The organism is Marinobacter sp. V34 (assembly GCF_055524115.1).
The window spans coordinates 15749-38215 of sequence record NZ_JBUPZY010000017.1; the positions used below are offsets into that span (position 1 = coordinate 15749).

Annotated in this window: 25 protein-coding genes; 16 read left to right on the plus strand and 9 right to left on the minus strand. The window is 56.1% G+C overall.

Annotated features, from left to right (window positions below; genetic code table 11):
* The first annotated feature begins 3 nt into the window (after positions 1-3).
* Positions 4-831, plus strand: coding sequence for a fructosamine kinase family protein (locus AC0B60_RS19645; RefSeq protein WP_465087570.1), 828 nt, complete (start codon positions 4-6; stop codon positions 829-831).
* 9 nt (positions 832-840) lie between these two features.
* Here the strand turns inward: AC0B60_RS19645 and AC0B60_RS19650 are convergent, their stop codons facing one another.
* The 4 genes from AC0B60_RS19650 to AC0B60_RS19665 form a co-directional block, all read right to left on the minus strand.
* A complete protein-coding gene (locus AC0B60_RS19650) occupies positions 841-1320 on the minus strand; it encodes a DUF6231 family protein (RefSeq protein ID WP_465087571.1) in 480 nt (159 codons plus the stop codon).
* 98 nt (positions 1321-1418) lie between these two features.
* Positions 1419-2168 (minus strand): SDR family oxidoreductase, encoded by a 750-nt coding sequence (locus AC0B60_RS19655; protein ID WP_041333548.1) that lies wholly within the window; start codon positions 2166-2168, stop codon positions 1419-1421.
* Positions 2169-2200: 32 nt separating this feature from the next.
* Positions 2201-3322, minus strand: coding sequence for an alkene reductase (locus AC0B60_RS19660; RefSeq protein ID WP_465087572.1), 1122 nt, complete (start codon positions 3320-3322; stop codon positions 2201-2203).
* 75 nt (positions 3323-3397) lie between these two features.
* The gene (locus AC0B60_RS19665) at positions 3398-3985 is read right to left on the minus strand and encodes a TetR/AcrR family transcriptional regulator (RefSeq protein WP_465087573.1); all 588 of its coding nucleotides are present in this window, start codon (positions 3983-3985) and stop codon (positions 3398-3400) included.
* 89 nt (positions 3986-4074) lie between these two features.
* Here AC0B60_RS19665 and AC0B60_RS19670 point away from each other — a divergent pair, with 89 nt between their 5' ends.
* From AC0B60_RS19670 to AC0B60_RS19700, 7 genes are all read left to right on the plus strand, one after another.
* A complete protein-coding gene (locus tag AC0B60_RS19670) occupies positions 4075-5187 on the plus strand; it encodes an S-(hydroxymethyl)glutathione dehydrogenase/class III alcohol dehydrogenase (protein ID WP_465087574.1) in 1113 nt (370 codons plus the stop codon).
* A gap of 169 nt (positions 5188-5356) precedes the next feature.
* Positions 5357-5515: a hypothetical protein gene (locus tag AC0B60_RS19675; RefSeq protein ID WP_465087575.1), complete on the plus strand. Its 159-nt coding sequence runs from the start codon at positions 5357-5359 to the stop codon at positions 5513-5515.
* Positions 5475-6404: a sulfatase-like hydrolase/transferase gene (locus AC0B60_RS19680; protein WP_465087576.1), complete on the plus strand. Its 930-nt coding sequence runs from the start codon at positions 5475-5477 to the stop codon at positions 6402-6404. The genes AC0B60_RS19675 and AC0B60_RS19680 overlap by 41 nt, the downstream gene beginning before the upstream one ends.
* 212 nt (positions 6405-6616) lie before the next feature.
* The gene (locus tag AC0B60_RS19685) at positions 6617-7024 is read left to right on the plus strand and encodes a hypothetical protein (protein WP_465087577.1); all 408 of its coding nucleotides are present in this window, start codon (positions 6617-6619) and stop codon (positions 7022-7024) included.
* Positions 7025-7121: 97 nt separating this feature from the next.
* A complete protein-coding gene (locus AC0B60_RS19690) occupies positions 7122-7517 on the plus strand; it encodes a cytochrome c3 family protein (protein ID WP_465087578.1) in 396 nt (131 codons plus the stop codon).
* Positions 7439-7933, plus strand: a complete 495-nt coding sequence (locus tag AC0B60_RS19695; protein ID WP_465087591.1) for a hypothetical protein — start codon at positions 7439-7441, stop codon at positions 7931-7933. Before AC0B60_RS19690 ends, AC0B60_RS19695 begins: the two co-directional genes overlap by 79 nt.
* 18 nt (positions 7934-7951) lie before the next feature.
* Positions 7952-8164 carry a tetratricopeptide repeat protein gene (locus tag AC0B60_RS19700; RefSeq protein WP_465087579.1) on the plus strand — a complete coding sequence of 71 codons (213 nt, stop codon included), beginning with the start codon at positions 7952-7954 and terminating at the stop codon, positions 8162-8164.
* A gap of 47 nt (positions 8165-8211) precedes the next feature.
* Here the strand turns inward: AC0B60_RS19700 and AC0B60_RS19705 are convergent, their stop codons facing one another.
* The 5 genes from AC0B60_RS19705 to AC0B60_RS19725 form a co-directional block, all read right to left on the minus strand.
* Positions 8212-9540, minus strand: coding sequence for a DUF1329 domain-containing protein (locus AC0B60_RS19705; protein ID WP_465087580.1), 1329 nt, complete (start codon positions 9538-9540; stop codon positions 8212-8214).
* A gap of 15 nt (positions 9541-9555) precedes the next feature.
* A complete protein-coding gene (locus AC0B60_RS19710) occupies positions 9556-11469 on the minus strand; it encodes a DUF1302 family protein (RefSeq protein WP_465087581.1) in 1914 nt (637 codons plus the stop codon).
* Positions 11470-11511: 42 nt separating this feature from the next.
* Positions 11512-13977, minus strand: coding sequence for an efflux RND transporter permease subunit (locus AC0B60_RS19715; RefSeq protein WP_465087582.1), 2466 nt, complete (start codon positions 13975-13977; stop codon positions 11512-11514).
* Positions 13978-13988: 11 nt separating this feature from the next.
* Entirely contained in the window at positions 13989-14978 is a 990-nt protein-coding gene (locus tag AC0B60_RS19720) for a WD40/YVTN/BNR-like repeat-containing protein (RefSeq protein WP_465087583.1), read from the minus strand.
* 258 nt (positions 14979-15236) lie between these two features.
* Positions 15237-16943 (minus strand): sigma 54-interacting transcriptional regulator, encoded by a 1707-nt coding sequence (locus AC0B60_RS19725; protein WP_465087584.1) that lies wholly within the window; start codon positions 16941-16943, stop codon positions 15237-15239.
* A 382-nt stretch (positions 16944-17325) separates the two neighbouring features.
* Between AC0B60_RS19725 and AC0B60_RS19730 the strand changes: the two genes are divergently transcribed.
* The 8 genes from AC0B60_RS19730 to AC0B60_RS19765 all read left to right on the plus strand — a co-directional run.
* Positions 17326-17577: a phenol hydroxylase subunit gene (locus AC0B60_RS19730; protein ID WP_041333555.1), complete on the plus strand. Its 252-nt coding sequence runs from the start codon at positions 17326-17328 to the stop codon at positions 17575-17577.
* A 48-nt stretch (positions 17578-17625) separates the two neighbouring features.
* Positions 17626-18627 (plus strand): aromatic/alkene monooxygenase hydroxylase subunit beta, encoded by a 1002-nt coding sequence (locus tag AC0B60_RS19735; RefSeq protein WP_465087585.1) that lies wholly within the window; start codon positions 17626-17628, stop codon positions 18625-18627.
* Entirely contained in the window at positions 18624-18893 is a 270-nt protein-coding gene (locus tag AC0B60_RS19740; protein WP_041333559.1) for an MmoB/DmpM family protein, read from the plus strand. Before AC0B60_RS19735 ends, AC0B60_RS19740 begins: the two co-directional genes overlap by 4 nt.
* Positions 18894-18907: 14 nt before the next feature.
* Positions 18908-20455 (plus strand): aromatic/alkene/methane monooxygenase hydroxylase/oxygenase subunit alpha, encoded by a 1548-nt coding sequence (locus tag AC0B60_RS19745; protein ID WP_465087586.1) that lies wholly within the window; start codon positions 18908-18910, stop codon positions 20453-20455.
* 66 nt (positions 20456-20521) lie between these two features.
* Positions 20522-20881: a phenol hydroxylase subunit P4 gene (locus AC0B60_RS19750; RefSeq protein ID WP_465087587.1), complete on the plus strand. Its 360-nt coding sequence runs from the start codon at positions 20522-20524 to the stop codon at positions 20879-20881.
* A 10-nt stretch (positions 20882-20891) separates the two neighbouring features.
* Positions 20892-21953, plus strand: a complete 1062-nt coding sequence (locus AC0B60_RS19755) for a 2Fe-2S iron-sulfur cluster-binding protein (protein WP_465087588.1) — start codon at positions 20892-20894, stop codon at positions 21951-21953.
* A gap of 13 nt (positions 21954-21966) precedes the next feature.
* Complete coding sequence (locus tag AC0B60_RS19760; RefSeq protein ID WP_465087589.1) at positions 21967-22293, plus strand: 2Fe-2S iron-sulfur cluster binding domain-containing protein; 327 nt, start codon at positions 21967-21969, stop codon at positions 22291-22293.
* Between the two features lie 5 nt (positions 22294-22298).
* The coding region (locus AC0B60_RS19765) for a VOC family protein (protein WP_465087590.1) at positions 22299-22467 on the plus strand (169 nt) is incomplete at its 3' end.

Here is a 22467-nt window from a genome sequence, read left to right on the forward strand (position 1 = left end):
TCCATGATCCATGAAGCCTGTGACAAAGCCAAGGGTGTTTGCGAGGCGATTTCCGATCATGGTTATACTGGTGGTATGACTGATTTCGTGAAACATAATCCCTCGTCCTTTCCCGATGCGCTGTTGTGCGAAGCCCGAGGTCTTGAGGTTTTGGCAGAAACCCTAAAAGCGGCCGGTGTCAGTGGGTTGCGTGTGCCGGAGGTGAAAGCTGTATCAGCCCGCGAGCTGGTGATTCCGAAGATCCATCCTGGCCCGGCGAGCGAGGAGGCCATGGCCGCGCTTGGCGAAGGCCTGGCGCACATGCATGCGGTACGTCGGCCCGAGTACGGGTTCGACGCCGATAACATGATTGGGATGTCACCACAGAAGAACCGCCTGACGGACGATTGGGGTGCGTTTTTCCTGAGAGATCGACTGGGTGTGCAGGTAGGCATGATCGGCAATGCCCCTATTCGGCAAGAGTTTGAAGCGGTGCTAAAGCGCCAGGGCGACGAGCTCGTCCGGTTTCTGAATGAGCATTGCGAACACCCAAGCCTGCTCCACGGCGATCTATGGTCCGGAAATGTCCTGTTCGACAGCGCCGGGCCCTGGCTCATTGATCCGGCGGTTTATTACGGTGACCGGGAGGCGGACATTGCCATGACGGAGCTGTTTGGTGGCTTTTCTTCGGCTTTTTACCGTGCCTATGACCGGGTCTATCCCAGAACGGATGTCTACGACACCAAGCGGGCCATCTACAACCTGTACCACACCCTTAACCACTACAACCTTTTCGGGGCGTCCTATCTGAGCGCCTGTCGCCACAACCTTGACGTGGTGGCCTCGCTGTAAGCGTGGCCGCTACCACCAGGCCTTGCCCCACATTTCCGGATTGGCCCAATTTTCAGGGTTGTTCCAGGCGCGTTTGTGGTTGTAGCTGTCGATGTTGTAGGTGTAGAGCGTGAGTGGACGGTTTTCGTCACCAAGCTCGGCCTGCCTGCGGAAGCCCAGCCCGATGAAGTCCGTAAACGACCACCCGGGGCAGTCTGCCACCACAACGGCGATCTGGTGGGTGCCGTAGTTGCGCAGTTGGCCCAGCAGTACTTGGCCCTCGTCGTGGTTCAGGTGTTCGAGCGTGTTGGTCACTAGAGCCAGGTCCTGGGTCTCGGGCAGCGGGAAGGCATCGTTGGGGGCGCTGGTATCCAGAGTGGTCATGGCCGATTCGCTGTGGTGCCGGCACCAATGATCCCCGACTTCATCAGCGATCTCGCCGCAAACCACCAGTGTGGCCGGTTGACAGGTGTCGATAATGCGGGCCAGGGCCTGCTGCACAGTGGTCATGTTTGGTGCGTCCGTCTGGAATGGAACAACCAGTATCACACCAGCCTGTCGGCGGCATCAACCAGATGCTCGCCGACAGCGCTTAGCAAGCAACAGCCTTACAGCTCCTGGGCCGTTGGCCGCAGAATGATTTCGTTGATATCAACGTCCGCAGGCTGTTCTATGGCATAGACTATGGCCCGCGCCACCGCATCGGAATCAATCGCCACCTTGTAGAGCTCATCCGCTGCCTGTTTGGCGTTCGGGTCAGTGATGGTGCTGGTCAGCTCGGTGTCGATGGCTCCCGGTGAGATGTTGGTGCTGCGGATCTCGTCGCCGGCTTCCATGCGCAAGCCTTCAGACAGCGCCTTCACCGCGTATTTCGTGGCACAGTATACAGCGGCACCGGGGAACAGTTTGTGTCCGGCAACGGACGACAGGTTGATCACATGCCCGCTGTGTTGTTCACGCATGGTCGGCAGTACAGCCGCGATGCCATACATCACGCCTTTAATATTGACGTCCACCATCTGGTCCCACTCATCGACCTTCAGGGCGTCCAGCGGTGCCAGTGGCATCAGGCCGGCGTTGTTGATCAGTACGTCGATCCGGCCGAAGGTTTCTTTCGCGGTGGCAGCCAGTGACTCCACCTGGTTTCGGTCAGTCACGTCGGTAACCTTCCAAGTGACTTCAGCACCCTCGGCTTTCAGGTCTTCTGCCAGTTTGGACAGGCGGTCTTCGCGACGGGCTGCAAGTACCAGCCGGGCTCCTCGCGCGGCGAGGCGGCGGGCCGTTGCCTCACCCAGGCCACTGCTGGCGCCGGTGATAATCACGACTTTGCTATTGATTGGGTCGTTGGTATTGCTCATGGTTTGACTCCTTACTCGTGTGAAAGTGATGTTCAGGCGCTGGGTTCAAGTTCCTTCAGCGTTGGGTAATCGGTATAACCGCGCTCATCACCACCATAAAAGGTGCTGTCATCCCATTTATTCAGTTCCGTATGCTGGCGGAGACGCTCCGGCAAGTCGGGATTGGCAATGAACGGACGGCCAAAGGTGACCAGGTCGCAGCGGTCGTTGCCGATCCGCTTGCGAGCTTCCTCGGCGGTATAGGCGCCGTTGGCGATGTAAGTGCCGTGGAAGCCAGCCTGGATGGCATCGATCACCGATTCCGGACGGCCGTTCGCATGGTTGCCCTGGAATGAGTCTTCCACGACCTCGATGTAGCTGATGCCCAGATCGTTCAGCCGCTTCGCGAATTCACCAAAGGTTTCCACTGGGTCTTCGTCGTACATCGCGTTGAAGCTGCCGGTAGGGCTGACACGGACGCCCACATTTTCTTTACCCCAGACCTCAATAACAGCGTCGATCACCATCAGTGGCAGGCGCATTCTGTTCTCAACGGAGCCGCCAAACTCATCATTGCGGTGGTTGCTACCGCTTTTGAGAAACTGATCCAACAGGTAACCGTTGGCGGCGTGTACTTCCACACCATCAAACCCGGCTGCTTTGGCGTTCAGGGCGCCCTGGCGATACTGCTCCACGATGTCTGCCATCTCGCTGGCTTCAAGAGCTCTGGGCTCGGGCACGTCCACCATGCCGGAATCGGCGCTGATGAAGGTTTTGGCGCCCTCGGGTTTGATCGCTGATGGTGCCACGGGCTGGTTGCCATCTGGCTGCAGCGCGGTATGGGAGATGCGACCAACGTGCCAGAGCTGCATATGTATGCGGCCGCCGGCCATGTGCACCGCGCTAGTGACCTTGCGCCAGCCTTCAATCTGTTCTTCCGAGTGAATGCCGGGAGTAAAGGCATAGCCCTTGCCCTGAGGCGACACTTGGGTGGCTTCGCTGATGATCAGCCCTGCACCGGCGCGCTGCTGGTAGTACTGCGCGTTCATGTCGTTTGGCACATCTCCGGGCTGACTGGCGCGGGAACGGGTCAGGGGAGACATCAGCACGCGATTGGGCAGTGTGAGGGTGCCGAGATCATGTGGTTGAAACAGTGCGTCGTTTACATTGTTCATTGATCACTCTCCTTCAGAGTTAATCGGATTTAATTAGACCAGTCTACTAGTGCTTTAAGAAAAAAATATCGGCGTTCAGCGAATACCAAGGCATTGGCTGAAAAAGACCCGCACGAACCGCTCCATGGGCTCGGTGGATTTCAGAACCTTGGCTCTGAGAATGGCGCCTTCCCAGCCGGAAAGCAGGAAACTCGCCACGTCGGCAGGATTAATAGAGTCGTCGATACCACCCGCATGACGAGCTTCTTCAATACAACGCTCAAAGCGTTTCTCCCAACCCTGGAAGACGGTATCCAGGCGCCTGCGAAAGGTTTCGTTCTGCCCGGCCAGTTCCTGGCCAAGATTGCCGATCAGGCAGCCCCGGGTGAATTCGCAGCTGGTCATGGTTTCCAGACCCGTGTCGAAGTAGGCCCTCAGGCGATCCACCGCTGAGCGGGTGTGGTCGTTCAGAATCAGATCCAGCTTGGTGTCGTATTCCTGCGCAAAGGTGTCGATGACAGCCAACCCGAAATCGTTCTTGCTGCTAAAGTAATGGTAGAACGACCCTTTGGGTACACCGGCGGCGGTCAGCACGGCATTGATGCCCGTCGCGCCGAAGCCTTTTCGACCAATCAGGTCGGCGCCGGTGTGGATGATGTGATTGCGGGTGTCGTTCGATGTCATGGCTGGTATATTAGACCGGTCGTCTAGTAAGCGTCAAACCCGTAAAACCCGAGACATTTTATTCCGAACCACGTTCAAGGAGTCTGCCAGTGATTAAATCCCGTGCCGCGGTGGCATTTGCCCCCAACAAACCGCTGGAAATTGTGGAAGTGGATGTTGCTCCACCCCAGAAAGGGGAGGTGCTGGTGCGTATTGTTGCCACCGGCGTCTGCCACACAGACGCCTACACACTGTCCGGCGCCGATTCCGAAGGTAATTTTCCAGCCATCCTTGGCCACGAAGGTGGTGGCATTGTTGAAGCCGTGGGCGAGGGTGTCACTTCCGTCGAAGTGGGTGACCACGTGATCCCTCTTTATACGGCCGAATGCGGCGAGTGTAAGTTCTGCACGTCCGGTAAAACCAATCTGTGTGGTTCCGTGCGTGAAACTCAGGGCAAGGGCGTGATGCCCGATGGCACTTCCCGTTTTTCCTACAAGGGCGAGCCCATTTACCATTATATGGGCTGCTCCACCTTCTCTGAATACACGGTATTGCCGGAAGTCTCCCTGGCGAAGATTCCCAAGGATGCACCGCTGGACAAAGTCTGCCTGCTGGGTTGTGGCGTGACCACCGGTATTGGCGCCGTGCTGAACACCGCGAAGGTGGAAGAAGGCGCAACGGTCGCCATCTTCGGTCTCGGCGGTATCGGCCTGGCGGCGATTATTGGCGCCACCATGGCCAAGGCCAGCCGCATCATTGCCATCGACATCAACCCCGGCAAGTTTGATATCGCCAGACAGCTCGGCGCCACGGATGTGGTGAACCCTAAGGATTACGACAAGCCGATACAGGAAGTGATCGTGGAAATGACCGATGGCGGTGTGGACTACTCCTTCGAGTGCATTGGCAACGTCAACGTCATGCGTTCCGCCCTGGAGTGCTGCCATAAGGGCTGGGGTGAATCCATCATCATCGGCGTGGCCGGGGCCGGCGAGGAAATCAGTACCCGCCCGTTCCAGCTGGTCACCGGTCGGGTCTGGAAAGGGTCTGCTTTTGGTGGCGTGAAGGGCCGAACTGAGCTGCCGGGTTATGTCGAAAAGGCCGAGAAAGGGGATATTCCGCTCGACGTGTTTATTACCCACAACATGCCCCTTGAGGACATCAACGAGGCGTTCGAGTTGATGCATGAAGGGAAGAGTATTCGGACGGTTATTCATTTTTGATAAGGCATATAACCACCCTTTCAGTCTGGGCAGGGACGCCCGCTTTCCAGATTTCTGCGCATTTCGGTTAGGCCCTGCGCATACTGGATAACCCTTACACCACAGCCCTCAGCAGAATGAAGTTAAGCACTCACAGGTGGCACAACAACAAACTGACTGAGGGCATGAGATGTACAACAACAATGCATTGCTTCGTCAGTTGGGTATGGCCCTGGGGCTGATGGCAGTCTTGATGATGGCTTCCGCCGATAAGGCCGGAAAACCTAGCTTTCTCATGATCGTGGCCGATGATCTGGGCTACTCCGACATCGGCGCTTATGGCGGGTAAATGGCACCTCGGACCAACCGAGGAACTAAGTCCCGCTGCCCGTGGTTTTGATAACTCTTGGGTGCTTGTACAGGGTGGTACCAGCCACTTTGATGATGGCCGCGCTATTGTTGGTGTCGATCCGAAAGCGATCTTTCTGGAGGACGGAAAGCAGGTTGAGGTGCCTGAAGGTTTCTTCTCATCTGACTTCTACGCCGACAAGTTCATAGAACATATCGACGCCGCAAAAGATAAGCCTTTCTTTAGCTTTCTTGCATTTACCGCACCCCATTGGCCGCTCCACGCACCAGAGTTCTACATCAACAAATACCAAGGTCGGTATGGCGAGGGCTATGAGGCCATTCGCCAGCAGCGTGTGGCTAAAATGAGGGAGATGGGGCTCATAGGCGATGAGCTTTCGGCCAATGTTCCGTTTGATGAACTACCCACCTGGAATGAACTGACTGACGAACAGCGCAAGATGGAAGTCTACGCGGCAATGGTTGACAACATGGACCACAATATCGGCCGTCCGGACTCCTATATTTGGTATGGCGCTCAGTGGGTTCAGGTCAGTGCTACGCCATATCCAATGTGGAAGGCATACCCGTCCCAGGGTGGCTTGTTGGTTCCGGCCATTCTCAGCCTGCCGGGCAAATCCGGTGGTGAAATTAACCACGAGTTCTTCCACGTGATGGATGTCATGCCCACCTTTCTGGAGCTGGCGGGTATTGAACAGCCCGCAAGCCCCTATAACGGCCGTGAAATTTTCGATATCCAGGGCGTGTCCATGCTCCCCGGCCTGAATGGTAAGGCCAAGAGAAACCGCGTTGTTGGTTGGGAGTTGCTGGGCCCTGCCGCGGTGCGTAAAGGCGACTGGAAAATCCGGCTACTGAAACAACCGACCTAGCTGCGGAGAAGCCGGAAAAGCTCAAGCAAATGCTAGTGGAGTGGGACGCATACATTCGCCGCAGTTATCCATACCACTGAAGGCAGGAAAACAAGGCAATGGGCGGTGCGATATACCTTCGGTGTTTATCCGTTACAACAGTATCTGATCGATATCGGTGATGGCAGGATCCAGGCGTTCAACATTGCCTAGGATTCCCGGGACGAGTCCGAATGTGGTCAGCGCTGGTTCAAGCGAGTGAAAACCATCCCGGAGATGCCATGCACTGGACCGGCATCTACCAGAGCTGGAATAACCAGTGCGCGGATTGCCACTCCACCGGGCTCGAGCGCAACTATGATGCGCAAAGCGATACTTACAATACCACCTGGGATCACGCTGCAGTGAGTTGCATTGCCTGTCATGAAACGGCACAGGCACACGCCGAAGCCAAGCTCCAGGATAGGTCCCTCGGCTCCGGCGTCGATCTGGCGGCGATGGGAGCCTGGCTGGTCAGTGAAGGCAGCCGCCCGCCACGACACACGGGTGAATCATCCAAGGGATGCCCAGGTGACTACCTGCGGGCGCTGCCACTCGTTGAGAACCAGTCTGGCGGACACATAGGGCGGCCAGGTCCATGACCAGTATAGCCTGAGCCGGCCAGAGCCGCCGCTGTATTATTCCGATGGCCGGGTGCGGGAAGAAGTGTTTGTGCTGGGCTCCTTTGAACAGAGCAGAATGTTCCAGGCCGTCGTGGTATGCAGCGACTGTCACAACCCCCATAGTGGGGAACTTAAAGCAGAGGGAGACGCCGTCTGCGCGCAGTGCCACAATGCCGGCGATTTTGATACGCCGGAGCATCACCATTATCCTGAAGACAGTGGCGGGGCCCAGTGTGTGAACTGCCATATGCCAGAAACCACCTTCATGAAGATTGATACCGCCGTGAGCACAGTTTCATGGTGCCGCGGCCTGATGTCTCAAAAGCTAGTGGTAGCCCGGATGTGTGCTTGGCGTGCCACTCTGACAAACCGGCATTATGCCGGGCTACGCTGTTGGAGCGATGGGGTGAAGCGCTGGCCCGGAACAAACCATCACTTGTCGCGGACATACTCCGGAGCGAACATGCGGTGATTCGTGAGAGTGCCTACAGAGTGCTGCGCCATGGGGCCGAAGATCAGGCCCTGAACCTGACGGCAGCCGGCCTCAATGATCCAGCCCTTGCGGTACGCATCGCAGCCTTCGAAACACTGGTGAGGCTGGGTCAAACCCTGGATTCAGGGGCCTGGGAAAATGCCCGGAACGAATACGAGCACTTCCTGGATATTCAGTCAGACCTTCCCTCCGGCCTTGTCCTGAGGACCCGCTACCTATTGGCGAACGACATGGTCGACAAGGCTGAGAAGACGTTGGACCGTGCCCTGGAGAAAGACCGTGGTTTTGTCCCGGCAGCCATTCGGTTAACGAATGTTCTCCGCTCTGGAGGGAGTAACCGTGAAGCGATCCAGTTGATTGACTCAACGCTGGAGGCGTCGCCGGGTGAGGCGTGACTGTTTCACCTGCGTGGCTTGATAAACCTTAAGCTGGAGGACTACTCAGCAGCACTGGAGAATTTGGGGCAGGTTGTTGAGCTTGCTCCCGGGCAATGGTTGTTTGGTTATCGCTACGCGGTGGCACTGTACCAGCTGGGCCAGAAGCATGAGGCTCGAGAGGTGACCGGGTCACTGCTGAGACGGTTCCCCGACAACCGTCGCATCCGGGCCCTGATAAGCCATCTTTAATGAATAAAAAAGGGCCCGCAAATTCGGGCCCAAGGGGTACACCAGCTTTAACTGCCGGTTGCGCGGAGATGCTGAACGTTGAACATACTGGGTCGGGACATTTCGGGATCGACCTGACCCTTGAACTGGCCGGTGGTACAATGGCTTGCCTGCACATCGATCATGCTGAAGCTGTCATCGATAGACACGCCGGTGCCCTTGTTCTTGGGTAGGTGATGATCTGGATGGGCCTGGCCAATGGTGAAGGTCTTCCAAAGGCTGCCTTTTCGGTCATACGACACGGTACGGGGAATGGTGAAGGTCTGGGCATCCATATAGTGAACCCGCTTCGAAAGCGGGTGGCTTTCGTCTACTGGTACTGATTCGACCTCGTACACCTTGCGCAGTTGCCAGGTAATATCCGGGAAACATCCGCCCTGGCCACCGAAAGCAATAACCTGGTAGCCGTCGTCATCCTGGTGCGTTTCGGTGTCCAGGGTCATGTCGTTGTGGTTGTAGAAAGGTATTAACATGTAACGGGTACCCTTGTAGGTCCAGTTCATGTCGGAAATTCGACCGTTGTAACCTTCGAAGTCCTCGATCATCAGGTCCGATCCCAGGAAGGCATCGGTTACCTGCCCGGTTGCCAGTCGACGTACGCGGCGCTGGAAACCCAGGTAAAGCCAGGAGTTATCGCGTTTGAGGTCGTCGGCTGCGCGGTGGATCAACAACTGGGTATTACGAACATCCGCCGGGTCCAGCACCTGGACATAGATGGCTCGGAACAGGTCAGACGGGTTGGGTGTGATTTCCGGCGTCGGTTCCTGTATCACCCGGCCCTTATAGTTCAGGAAGTGGAAGTTGAACTTGATGGTTCGCTCCACTTTTCCGGAATCCATGTCGCGGTATTTCCAGTAAAACGGAGCTATGGCGGCGCTGTCGCCCCAGTTGTAGCCGTACTTATAGTTCCAAGCCAATTTTTCGCCGGCCCGGGGATCGTCCGCGTTCGGTTCCTGAGGGAAGGGGCGGCCAGCTTTCCAGCCGTTGATTTCACCGACCTGCTCACCCAGGGAAACGTTACCCAGTGCATTTCGGCTTGCCTCTACATAGGCAGGGTGCAGGTCAAACGATGTGGTTTCGCCGACAGTGATTGAGGTCCAGCCTTTCTCAATGAAGGTGTAGAAGGCCGGGTCAATAATGTCCTTGAACCGAGTCACGTTGGACTGGTCAATCGTCATGCCGGCACTGAGCCCGTCATGGCTTGGTTTCTCATTATTATAGGGATGGAAGGACTCGTTGATCACGTCGTCGCTGGCAAAGGCGCTGGCGGAGGTAATCCCTATTGTTATGCCAATTGCCAGAATACTAGATACGGATTTTCTAAATCTTGTTTTCATGATATTTCCTCTTTATCAGAAGCTGTAACGGGCAGTCAGCTGAATTTCATCTTCTTTCTGAGCCATGCCAATTGGGCCGGATTTGAAGCGACCGAGGGGCTCATAGCTCGAAAGACCCGCTGACTCACCCGGTTGGTGGTTGGCTACGCCCGGTGTTTGTGTGAACGGATCCCAGGGGTTGCAGGAGCGGCAGTCATCAAACTTGCGTGCACCGTCGCCGACCTTGAAATTGCCGCCCAGGGTCAACTTGAAGTTGTCATTGACAAGCCAGTCTACAGAGGGGGCAATGGCTGTGGCCTGGGCCCGGAAGTCATGAGCGGTGATGATTTTCGGAGTCAGGCGACCGTTCATATAGAAACCCTGGATCAGCAGCGTAGCCGTCCAGTTATGCTCCCAGTCTGGAATGCCTGCTTTGCCATAGGTTCTCTCTTCGCGTTCGTGGTCCAGGATGTGCTGGCCAAAAATCTGACCGGAGAACAGGAAGGCCTGGCTCTCATTCAGAGCCGGGATAAAGATGTTTTTGTCGGCACCGAACACGTATCGAAGTACATCAGACTCAGAGTAGAGTTTTTTGCGCAGAGTGTTGGCAAATTCCTCGCCTGAGGTGTAGGCCGTTTCAACCCGAAATACGGTATCGACGCCCTGGGAATAGTAGTCCAGCGAGCCACCGACCAGATTGACGCGAGGGAAGTGAATGTCGAATGCGATCAGGCCCGGATAGACATCCGTGGTGCCGTCGAACGCATTCTGTGCGGGGATTCCGCCCCTCAGGGAAGGTAGCTGAGATCGGTAGGTCAGCGCGTTCAGCGAGAAGCCCAGATCGCCATAGACGCCTTCCATCTTCAGGCCCAGTTGTGTGTTCGAAAGGCTCCAACTCGGCATATGGGCCTTGCGGATACCAATCTGGCCGGGGCCGAAGTCGGTGGCGAACCCGCCATCCGGAGTGGCGCCTGCGAAGTTGGCAACGGTGCCGCCATTCTCCCAAAGGTTATGCATCCCGCGAAAAAAACATCCCGCATCAAGAATGACGTTTGGCTGTCCGCACTGGCCAATATCATGGGGGCGAAACTTGTCGAAGTTCCACACTACCTGGAAGTTCAGGTCGTCGAAGGCCAGGCCGTCAAATACCTCGGTGGGGCCCATGCGGTAGTCAGTACGCAGGATCCACATGGGAATCCGGATGTCTTCCAGTTCGTCGTAGATGTTGTTTCGGGAGTAATCTACCGGATTGATCACGTCCAGCACCCGGAACAGGTCCGTCCTGCCCCAGATCACCTGCTGCTTACCGAGGCGGGTGCTGAGAATGTTGCCGTTATCGAAGTTGATGTTGAAGTCGGCGTAGAGTTCGCGAATGACGTCGGCACGATCATTGAACTCTTGGTAGCGCAGGTCATTGGTATCTTTGTCCAGATAGCCGTCAATACAACCGCGGCCATCTTCATCACACGGGCGGACCGGAACACCGAAGGCGACACCGTTGTCCTGCCCGTGCAGGTGTTCGCCCAGGACAACCATACCGTCATTCGGGTTTTGATTGGTGTCAAAGCCGAAGAAAGGGGTAGGCGCTATGCCGCCTCCGTGAGGGACATAACCTTGTGTGCCCTGTAACTGAACAGGGCCGCCGGCATTACGTCCATATTCATCGTCATTGAGGTCGTACACCCCATCGTAACTGGCACGAAGGGTTGCGTTGAATCTTACGTTGCTGAGGATGCCAATATTCCCCGCCCCTTTTTCCATTTCCAGTTGCAGTGTGTTGCGGAATTTGGAAAGGCCTACACCTTCCCGCCCGTACGTAGCGTTCTCAACATAACCGTTAACGCGGGTGTCTTCCGCCGCCACGGTGTTAGTCGTCGTTAACAGCGCCAGGGTGGCACCACCCGCGAGGGTGAAGCACCAGAACCTCAGGCCTTTTATTGTTGTTTGCATGGCATGTCCTCATTTCAGGTTTATGGGAGTTTGGTAACGGGGTCAGACCCGGTACGGCTCTCCCGGCACAAACCCATCCTGCTGTTCCCGCGAGGGGCCAGACGATGGAGATGGTGTTGGTGGGTGACGATCAGCATGGAGAATGCCGTCTTCGTCGGCGTAAACATCGGTAACAAAGCGGGGCTTGAAGACCAGTACCCAGGAAGGCACCAGAAGCATGGCCGCGATGCCGTTGATCACGATCATGACGCACAGAAGCAATGCCGCATCAGACTGGAATCGGAGGTCTGAGAAGATGACCCACATGATGATACCCGCCATCAACGTCAGCGCGGTGAAACTGATGGCCATGCCGGTGGTGGATATGGCTCGCCTGACGGCATCCCGCAGGTTGCCAAGCCGGGCCATTTCTTCCCGTATCCGGTCCATCATGTAGATGGAATAATCGATGCCGACGCCGATACCCACGGCAATCACCGGCACGGTATTGATGTCGATATTGAGCGCATTAAAGCCCATATAGGCGTAGGTGAGAGTGGTTGCGAAAATCATCGCCAGCAGCATCATCAGCCCGGCGTGCAATGAGGTGTAGAACAGCATGACAAAGGCAAAGATCAGCAGGAAAACCAGTGGCAGAACAATGACATTGGTTTCAAAGGCCGATTCGTTCATTGCGGCAGCAACACCAAGGGTTCCCCCCGCCAGTTTGATTGTCAGGCCCTCAACGCTGTCACCGTTCTCCGCGATCCATTCCTTGGCCATGTGAATGGCACGGCGGATGGTCTCGCCCTGGCGGTCCTTGTAATAGAACACCAGATTGGCAATGCGGTCGTCGGTATCGTTGAACTCATCAAGGGCCCCGGGAATCGGACTGGAAGCCATGTAGGTAAACATCAGCCCGCCGACATAGCCTGCATCGTGAGGAATCTGGTACCAGCGGGGGTCGTCGTTGTGCATCAGGCGGTTAACTTGCTTGACGAGGTCGGGCAGGCCTTTGCTACCGCCCACTTCCGGGTCCTTCAGCATGTGGGATTGCAGATCAGAAAGGGCCGCCAGTACCTCCGGACGTTTCAGGCCGCCTTTCTCTTCGGTTTCCGCCACAATGTAGAGCTCCTCGGAGCCCGGGAAGCGCTCATTCACCACGCGGGAAGAAACGTTGTAGTCGTGGTCGGGATACAGGATGGGAGAGCCTGGCTCCGAGTCGCCAATCTGCACGTTGGACGCCGCTAATAGTCCTGCGGCCATCGCCAGTGCCGCGACACTCAGCACCACTTTCGCCGCGCCTGGCCGTGCAACCGTGCGTGAGCAACTGGCGCCGATATGGCGCAGGGCGGTTTCGCGCAGGTTCGGGTCTTTGGGCGTTGGCAGAATGGATAACAGCAGAGGCACGCCAATCAGCACCGTGAACACAACAGTGATCGCCCAAAGGGAAGCATAGATGCCCAGATGTGTATTCAACGGAATGGACCCGATGGCAATGAGCGACAGGCCAATAGCATCCGACACAACACCCAGGGAACCAGGGCGGAATAGGCTGTCAAAGGTCGCTTTTGCGGCTTTGGGGCCACTACCCAGTTCGCGCGTTTCCGCGTAGTAGCGTTCAACAAGTTGTACGCCATGGCTCATCGCCCTGGCTGCAATCAAAAAGGGGATCACCAGGCCGAGCGGATCCAGGTTGTAACCGAGCAAACTGATGATCCCAAGCCCCCAGATCGTGGAGACCAAAACGCCGCCCAGGGGGATCAGCACACCGTAGGCCTTGCGGAAATGGAAAAGGAGCAATGCCAGCATGGTGATCACAGTGAAAATGAATATTTGGAGGATCTGCTCCATGTACGTGTAGGCCCAACCCACCAGGACTGGCTGTCCCGTGGCGTATATCGTGACTCCCGCACTTTCCTCCGCTTCACGCAGCTGTTGTAACTGTGCAAACGTTTTTTCGTAATCCAGCTTGCCTTCAATCAGTTGCGCCTTGGCCAGGGCCATTTTCATATCTGGAGATACAAGGGGGCCATACACCCGTGGGTTGGCCGCCACATCGGCTTTCATGGCAGCCAGTGCATCCCCTGAGTACTCGCCTGAGGTGGAGTCGTAGTAGGGTTCCGAGTTGATGCTGCCGACTTCCGTAAGCCAGATCTTGCGGGAATTCCGGTGAGTCACGCTGGACACAAGGTTGTGATTCACCCCGGGCAGGTTGTCCACGGCCTGGGTGATTCGGTCGATCTTGGCGAGATTCTCGTTGGTAAAAATGTCGCCGTCTTCGAATTCGACACCCACCGTAAGGACATTGGCGCCGCCGAAGCTGTCCTTGATGCTGTTGTGCAGTTCGATATAGGGGTGTTGCTGCGGCAGCAGGTCGGCGAAGTCGGTGTAGATTTTCAGCCCAGGGATACGCAGAGCGAATGCCAGTGTGAGGATGGCGATCACGCTCAATACCTTGCGCGGGTTGTTGAAGATCCATAGCTCCAGCGAATGCAGGAGATGGGTAAATTGATGCAATCCAGGCATGGCGGAGTTCCTCAGTCAGTGCTGGCCGAGCGGGCCACGGGAGTTTCAAGGTTCAGCAGCAGGCCACGGCCACCAGCGGCGAGTAGTCGGTGGTCGGGGAGAATCAGGCCGGTACGCAGATACAGAGGCTGGTCGGACGCGGAGATCTTCCGCCAGGATTGACCCGTCTGCAGCAATACGGTGGCGTTATCCGCCAGGGCGTATAACCCTGAAGGGCCAGCAACGAAACCGAATATCGGGGCGTTGATGCCGGTGGGGGATTTCTCCCAGTTCTCTCCGTCGTCGGTGGTGTGGTAGATGAAACCGTTCAGGCCGCCAACCCAACCCTCATTGTCTGAACGGAAATAGCTGGAATGGGCGTAAAACTCATCCGGAAGGTAGCCGGCATAGTCCCAGTTTTCGCCGCCGTCCGTGGTTTTGAGTACCAGGCCATACTCACCAGTTATGAAAGCAAAGTCGGCGTTGATGAACTGGAGGTTGTTGAGGATGGCGTCTTCGTTGAGTGAGGTCTCGGTCCAGGTCTCACCCTGGTCAGCGCTGCCCTGAATAGTGGTGAAGGCACCTGCTGCCCACCAGTTGCCGTCCGGGGCGCAAGCGGCGGTCATCATCTGTTCCTGGCTGGGCAGGGAGTGCGCCGTCCAGTTGTCTCCGTTGGTGTCGCCATGCCAGATTTCGTTGTTAAACGTCAGCGCAATGAAGCTGTTGTCCGGGCATACGTCTAACGCCAGGAAGCTTTCCGACGTTGGCGCCTGCCGTTTCCAGCTTTCTCCGTTGTCTGAGCTGACCAATACAACACCGTTGTTGCCAGTCAGCACGATAACCTCGTCATTGCGAGCAATAGCTTGATAGAAATCGGTCCGTTTAACGGCCTGTCCCGACTGATCCCGAACCGCGTCAAGATTCAGGGGCGCTTCGCAACCCGTTAACAGAACCGAAGACAATCCGGCCAACGATACGGCTGTGCCGGTAGTGCGCCATGTGCGCAGGGGGGCATTTCGCATGTTATGTCACCGTCTTTGTTTTTGTGGATAACGCGACTGACGGTGATTTAGCAACGCGTGTGCCATGCACGTTTTCGCGCTTTTAACTGTCTGTATTCAATGGTGAATATGAGGATCTTAGAGAGCTTTAGGGAAGTTTGGTGAGAAAATTAAAAGGATTTTTTTTATCAAATGATGAAACGGATGGGGCGTTTATCGATATAGTCAAACCAGAAAACGAACCAAGGACATCCCTGTCCTGGCTGCGACGGTTGTGGTTCAGCTTTCGGCGAGAATGCCGGATTTCTTGAGCCGGTAGGCGAGAGCGGGGCGGGTCAGACCAAGGATACGCGCTGCGCCCGAAACGTTCTGGTTGGCCTCTTCCATGGCGCGCCGCATCAGCGTTTCCTCGACATCGTCCAGGCCGATGCCATTGCCGAGTATCTGGCTGGCCCAGTCGCCCCCGGAGGTCTCAGATGTCCTTTCAACAAGTTGTCCGTGGCTGTCGACAACACCCTGAGGCTGGCTAGGTTGCGGTTCGGGAACGCCTGCAAACAGGGATTCGCGGCTGATGGACTCGTTGTTGTCGGTCAGGATGACGCCACGCTCGATAACGTTTTCAAGCTCCCGGATATTTCCCGGCCAATGGTAGTGCAGGCAGAGTTCAAGGGCCTTGTCGGAGAGCCCGAGCGTGCGCTTGTTATACTCAGAGTGGAATTTATTGAGGAAATGCTTGGCCAGTAGCGGCAGGTCTTCCAGCCGTTCCCTGAGCGGTGGAATCTTCACCGGAAATACATTGAGTCGATAAAACAGATCGGAACGGAAACGGCCCTCTTCCACGGCGTTTTCAAGGCTTTCGTTGGTAGCCGCAATAACCCTAACATCGACAGCCCGTGTGCGGTTGTCACCCACGCGCTCCAACTCCCCTTCCTGCAGCACCCTCAGCAGCGTGGCCTGGGCCCGGGGCGTGAGCTCAACCACCTCGTCGAGAAAAATGGTGCCGGTGTTGGCCCGCTCAAACCGGCCCGGTCGGGACTGGTTGGCACCGGTGTAGGCACCTTTTTCCACGCCAAACAGTTCCGCTTCGATCAGGTCCGGGGGAATAGCGGCGCAGTTGACCGCGATAAAGGGTTGTTCGGCTCTTTCACTGCGAAGGTGAACGCTGCGGGCAATCACTTCCTTGCCTACGCCGGTTTCGCCTAACAGTAAGACCGACACTTTACCCAGAGCGGCCTTGTCGATCATCTTGCAGACCTTGTTGTAGGAGGCGGACTGGCCTATGCCGTAATACTGCCCCTCCTGCTTTTCGAGGCTGCTGCGTAAAGAACTGACCTGGCTCTGGAGGTCATACAGTTCTTCCATGATGGTGTCTGCCTTGAAGTACTGGGAAAATTCGGCGGCGTCCTCCCATTCCTCGGCAGGCTTGCCCACGATCATGCATTTTTCGTCACCACAGCCACGGCAGCTGACCTCACGAAAGATGATTTCCCGGCCCATAAACGAGGAGGTGTAGGCGCAGGCGTATCCAAGTAGTGACCAACAGACCGGTTCATCCATCTGCCCAAGTTCTGTCTGGCAGATATCCACTTCAAACGAATCAACCCATTCCAGCTCGCCATAGAAGCTGCCGGAGTCGTGATCAATGTCGATCTCCATGGGAACGACTTTGACCATGCCCTTTAGCGAATGCAGTTGGGGGCCGGCAAGAAAGATGTCGAGTTCACTGCAGTGGGGGCGAAGCTTCCGGGCCAGTTCGGCGTCTTTCAGTCCGGACTGGTATCCCAGGCGCAGGAGAAAACCCTTCGCACGCTCAATACCCATGGTATTCACCATTTCGCGCCGAGAGGCGGCCATGGCACTGACTTGCATCAGTAGCATGCGCTGCTCGCCAAACCAGATTTTGCCTTCCGTGCTCTGGAACCGGATCTGTTCCGTAAGATCCTGAAAATCCAAATATTGCAATTGTGGTTTGTAGGTAATAGCCATACTCAGGAGCCCCGTTTGTAATTGTATGGGGTCGCACCCTGGAAAGGTCGTCCAGTGCGAAGGCAGCCGAACGCCGCCTTATTTTATATAACACCCGATTCTTGGCAAAAATCAATCAAATGATGAAATTTCGGGCCAAAGTCGCTGTTGGCTAGTGATCTGAGCATTTGCTCAGTTCACGATTTCATGTTGATCAAATGGTGAAAAAATTCATCTCGCTTCCTGATCTCCCATCCAATAATTCACGCTGATTCAGCGTATGCATATCAATATAAAGTCTTTTAAAACAGAAGTCTGGGTTTTTATTGATGGCAGGTTTCGATGCTTGGCACAGCCGTTGCTGCAGCCATGGCAACCCATAACAAACACAAGGGTGCCAACGATGACTGAGCATGCAAAAAGCTTCGACGAGCTGACCCGCTACATCCGGGTCCGAAGCGGGCCAGAGGACAGATTCGTAGAGTTCGATTTTGCCATCGGACATCCCGAACTGTTTGTTGAGCTTGTCCTTCCCCGCGAAGCGTTCGAGATCTTCTGCAAGCACAACAATGTCGTTCACATGGATTCCGACATGATCCGCGAGATTGATGCGGACATGGTCAAGTGGCGTTTCGGCGAAAAGGGTCACCGCTGAACGTCACCAAATCGATCATCCACTCAAAACAACAAACGGTAAATTGATATGAGCATTGAGATCAAAACCAATTCGGCGGAACCCATCCGCCAGACATACGGGCACATCGCCCGTCGCTTCGGCGACAAGCCGGCGTCCCGCTACCAGGAAGCCAGCTATGACCTGGAAGCTAAAACCAACTTTCACTACCGCCCGCTGTGGGATTCAAAGCACACGCTGAACGATCCCACACGCACGGCGATCCGCATGGAAGACTGGTACGCCGTCACCGATCCCCGCCAGTTCTACTACGGCGCCTATGTCGGTAACCGGGCCAAGATGCAGGAGGCGGCGGAGACCAGTTTCGGGTTTTGCGAAAAGCGCAACCTGCTGACTCGCCTTCCTGAAGCAACCCAGAAACAGATCCTGAGACTGCTGGTACCTCTGCGCCACGTAGAGCTCGGCGCCAACATGAATAACAGCAAGATCGCGGGCGATGTGAACGCGACGACGGTCTCGCAAATGCACATCTATACCGCGATGGATCGCCTGGGAATCGGTCAGTACCTGTCTCGTATTGCGCTGATGCTGGATGGCAGTACCGGTGCTGCTCTGGATGAATCAAAGGGCTACTGGATCGATGACGACCTGTGGCAGCCCACGCGCAAACTGGTGGAAGACACCCTGGTGGTGGACGACTGGTTCGAGTTGACTTTGGTTCAGAACGTGTTGATGGATGGCCTGTTGTTCCCGTTGGTGTACGAAAAGATGGATCAATGGCTGGGTGAGCAGGACGCTGAGGATGTCTCCATGCTCACTGAATTCATGCGTGACTGGTATAAGGAATCCCTGCGCTGGACCAACGCCATGATCAAGGTTGTGGTTGCGGAAAGCGAGGCCAACCTTGAACAGGTCCAGGCCTGGGTCGACCAGTGGGAGCCGCAGGCATACAACGCCCTCAAACCCTTGGCCGAGGCCAGTGCCGGCATTGAGGCTCTGGATGAAATCCGGGCTCAACTCTCCACCCGCCTCAAGAAGTTCCAGTTGCAGAGTCAGGGAGTATCCGCATGAGCCAGCTCGTATTTATTGCCTTTCAGGACAACGACAACGCCCGCTACCTGGTGGAAGCCATCGCTGAAGACAACCCGGAAGCGGAAGTTCAGCATCAGCCGGCAATGATCCGGATCCAGGCTGAGAAGCGTCTGGTGATCAACCGGGAAACGATGGAAGAGAAGCTCGGTCGCGAATGGGATGTTCAGGAAATGCTCATCGACGTGATCAGCATTGGCGGCAATGTCGACGAAGACGACGACCACTTCATTCTTCAGTGGACCTAATTGGGAGACTTATCATGGCTGTTAAAAACAAGAAGCTGAATCTCAAGGACAAGTACCAGTACCTGACCCGGGACATGGCCTGGGAACCAACCTATCAAAAGAAGAAGGACATTTTCCCGGACGAGGATTTTGAAGGTATCAAGATTACCGACTGGTCCCAATGGGAAGATCCGTTCCGTCTGACCATGGACGCCTACTGGAAGTACCAGGCCGAGAAAGAGAAAAAGCTGTACGCGATTTTTGATGCTTTTGCCCAGAACAACGGCCATCAGAATATTTCAGACGCACGTTACGTGAACGCGCTGAAGCTGTTCCTCAGCGGTGTATCTCCTTTGGAGCACGCTGCGTTTCAGGGGTATGCCAAGGTCGGTCGTCAGTTCAGTGGCGCCGGTGCCCGCGTGGCGTGTCAGATGCAGGCCATTGATGAGTTGCGTCATTCCCAGACTCAGCAACATGCCATGAGCCACTACAACAAACATTTCAATGGCCTGCACGATGCCGCGTACATGCACGACCGGGTGTGGTTCCTGTCAGTACCCAAGTCCTTCTTTGATGACGCACGCTCTGCAGGGCCGTTCGAGTTCCTGACCGCGATCTCGTTCTCGTTCGAGTATGTCCTGACTAACTTGCTGTTCGTGCCCTTTATGTCCGGCGCCGCCTACAACGGCGACATGGCGACCGTTACCTTCGGTTTCTCTGCCCAGTCGGATGAAGCCCGGCATATGACCCTGGGGCTTGAGGTCATCAAGTTTATCCTCGAACAACACGAAGATAACGTTCCTATCGTGCAGCGCTGGATCGACAAATGGTTCTGGCGTGGTTTCCGCCTTCTGAGCCTGGTCAGCATGATGATGGACTACATGCTGCCGAACAAAGTCATGTCCTGGTCGGAAGCTTGGGAGGTGTATTACGAGCAAAACGGCGGCGCCCTGTTCAAGGACCTTGAGCGCTATGGCATCCGCCCACCCAAGTATCAGGATGTGGCCAACGATGCCAAGCATCACATCAGCCATCAGCTCTGGGGCACGTTCTACCAGTACAGCCAGGCCACCAACTTCCATACGTGGATTCCCGGAAAGGATGAAATGGACTGGATGTCCGAGAAGTATCCGGAGACTTTCGACAAGTACTACCGCCCGCGCTACGAGCATTGGGCCAAAGAGCATGCCGAAGGCCGCCGCTTCTACAACAACACCCTGCCGCAACTGTGCCAGGTATGCCAGGTACCAACGCTGTTTACCGAGATGGGCGAGCCCACCAAGCTTAGCCACCGCCAGATAGAGTACGAAGGTGAGCGTTACCACTTCTGCTCTGAAGCCTGCTGCGACATCTTCAAGCACGAGCCGGAGAAGTACGTTCAGGCGTGGTTGCCGGTACACCAGATCTATCAGGGCAACTGTGAAGGCGGCGACGTCGAGACGGTGGTTCAGAAGTACTACCACATCAACATTGGCGAAGACAATTTCGAGTATGTCGGCTCGCCGGACCACAAGCGCTGGTTGTCCATCAAGGGCAAGTCGTCTGATGACAAGGCTGAAGGGTCCAAGCAGGACGCGGCCTAATACGGAGATTACCCGGTGTCATCTGACGCCGGGTGATTCACCCGAAAAAACAACAAGGTGACCACCATGAGTGTTAACGCTTTATACGACTACAAGTTTGAACCACGGGATAAGGTCGAGAACTTCAACGGCATGCAGTTGCTGTATGTGCTCTGGCCGAATCATCTGATGTTCTGTGCTCCGTTTGCTCTGCTGGTGCAACCGGACATGACCTTCGGAGCCATGATTGAAGAGATCCTGAAACCAGCCACGGCGTCCCATCCGGATGCAGTGAACGCTGACTTCTTGACGGCGCGGTGGCTGCTGAATGATGAACCGTTTACGCCGGATGCAGGTGCCAGCCTCAAAGACAGCGGCATCGATCACAAGAGCATGCTGACGGTAACCACGCTGGGCCTTAACGGCCTTGCCGGCGCCGGATTCTGAGGGTAGGGCTATGAGTCACACCGTTACTATCGAACCCATTGGTGAGCAGATTGAGGTAGAGGATGGCCAGACCATCCTCGCCGCCGCCCTGCGCCAGGGTGTCTGGCTGCCTTTCGCTTGCGGCCATGGCACCTGTGCCACCTGCAAGGTTCAGGTTCTTGAAGGGGATGTGGAAATCGGCGATGCCTCACCCTTTGCCCTGATGGATGAGGAGCGGGATGAGGGCAAGGTACTGGCCTGCTGCGCCACCGTTGAAAGCGACGTCACTATTGAAGCCGATATTGATGTCGACCCGGATTTTGAGGGTTACCCGGTGGAGGATTACGCCGCGACCGTCAGCGACATTGTCGAGTTGTCGCCAACCATCAAGGGCATCCATCTGAAGCTGGATCGCCCGATGACCTTCCAGGCCGGCCAGTACATCAATATCGAGCTTCCCGGGGTTGATGGTGCCAGGGCTTTCTCCCTGGCCAACCCGCCCAGCAAGCCCGATGAGGTGGAACTCCATGTGCGCCTGGTCGAAGGCGGCGCTGCAACCACCTACATCCACCAGGAACTGAAAGTGGGTGAGGAGCTGAATCTGTCCGGTCCATACGGCCAGTTCTTCGTACGCAGTTCACAGCCGGGCAACCTGATTTTCATTGCCGGCGGTTCCGGGCTCTCCAGCCCGCAATCCATGATTCTGGACCTGCTGGAGCAGGGCGACGATCGCCAGATCACCCTGTTCCAGGGCGCCCGCAACCTGGCGGAACTCTACAACCACGAGCTGTTCGAGGGCCTGGCCCGTGACAACGATAACTTCACCTATGCGCCGGCCCTGAGCCAGGCGGATGAAGACAGCGACTGGCAGGGTTTCCGGGGTTATGTGCACGAGGCTGCCAAAGAGTACTTCGATGGCCGTTTCTCCGAGCACAAGGCTTACCTGTGCGGACCGCCACCGATGATTGATGCCGCTATTACAGCTCTGATGCGCGGCCGACTGTTCGAACGGGACATCTTCATAGAGAAATTCCTGACAGCGGCGGACGGTGCAGAAGAAACCCAACGCTCGGCGCTGTTCAAGAAGATCTGATCGGAGGTGTGCTGTGGCAGATGGCTTCCAGATCGTAAATCGCACAACCGGGGACAGCTTTACCTGCCCTGAAGGACAAAGTGTCCTCAAAACCATGGAACAGCGCGGCCTCAGGTGTGTGCCTGTTGGCTGCCGGGGTGGGGGCTGCGGCTTCTGCAAAATCAGGGTGGTGGATGGTGATTTCAAGTGCGGAAAGATGAGCCGGGCCCATGTTCCGCCCGAGGCCATTGAACAGGGGGAGGTACTGGCCTGTCGGATCTACCCGCTGACGAATCTCACCATCGAGTGCATGCCTCTGCCTGAGGGTGCACTTGTAAGGCAAACAACAGCGTTGAGGTAACTGTCATGAAAAAAGGTGTAATGCGTCCCGGCCATGTCCAGATCCGTGTTCTCGATCTGGAAGAAGCCCTCAAACACTACACAGACCTGATGGGTCTGATTGAAACCGACCGTGACGACCAGGGTCGTGTGTATCTGAAGGCTTGGTCCGAGGTGGACAAGTTCTCCGTGGTAC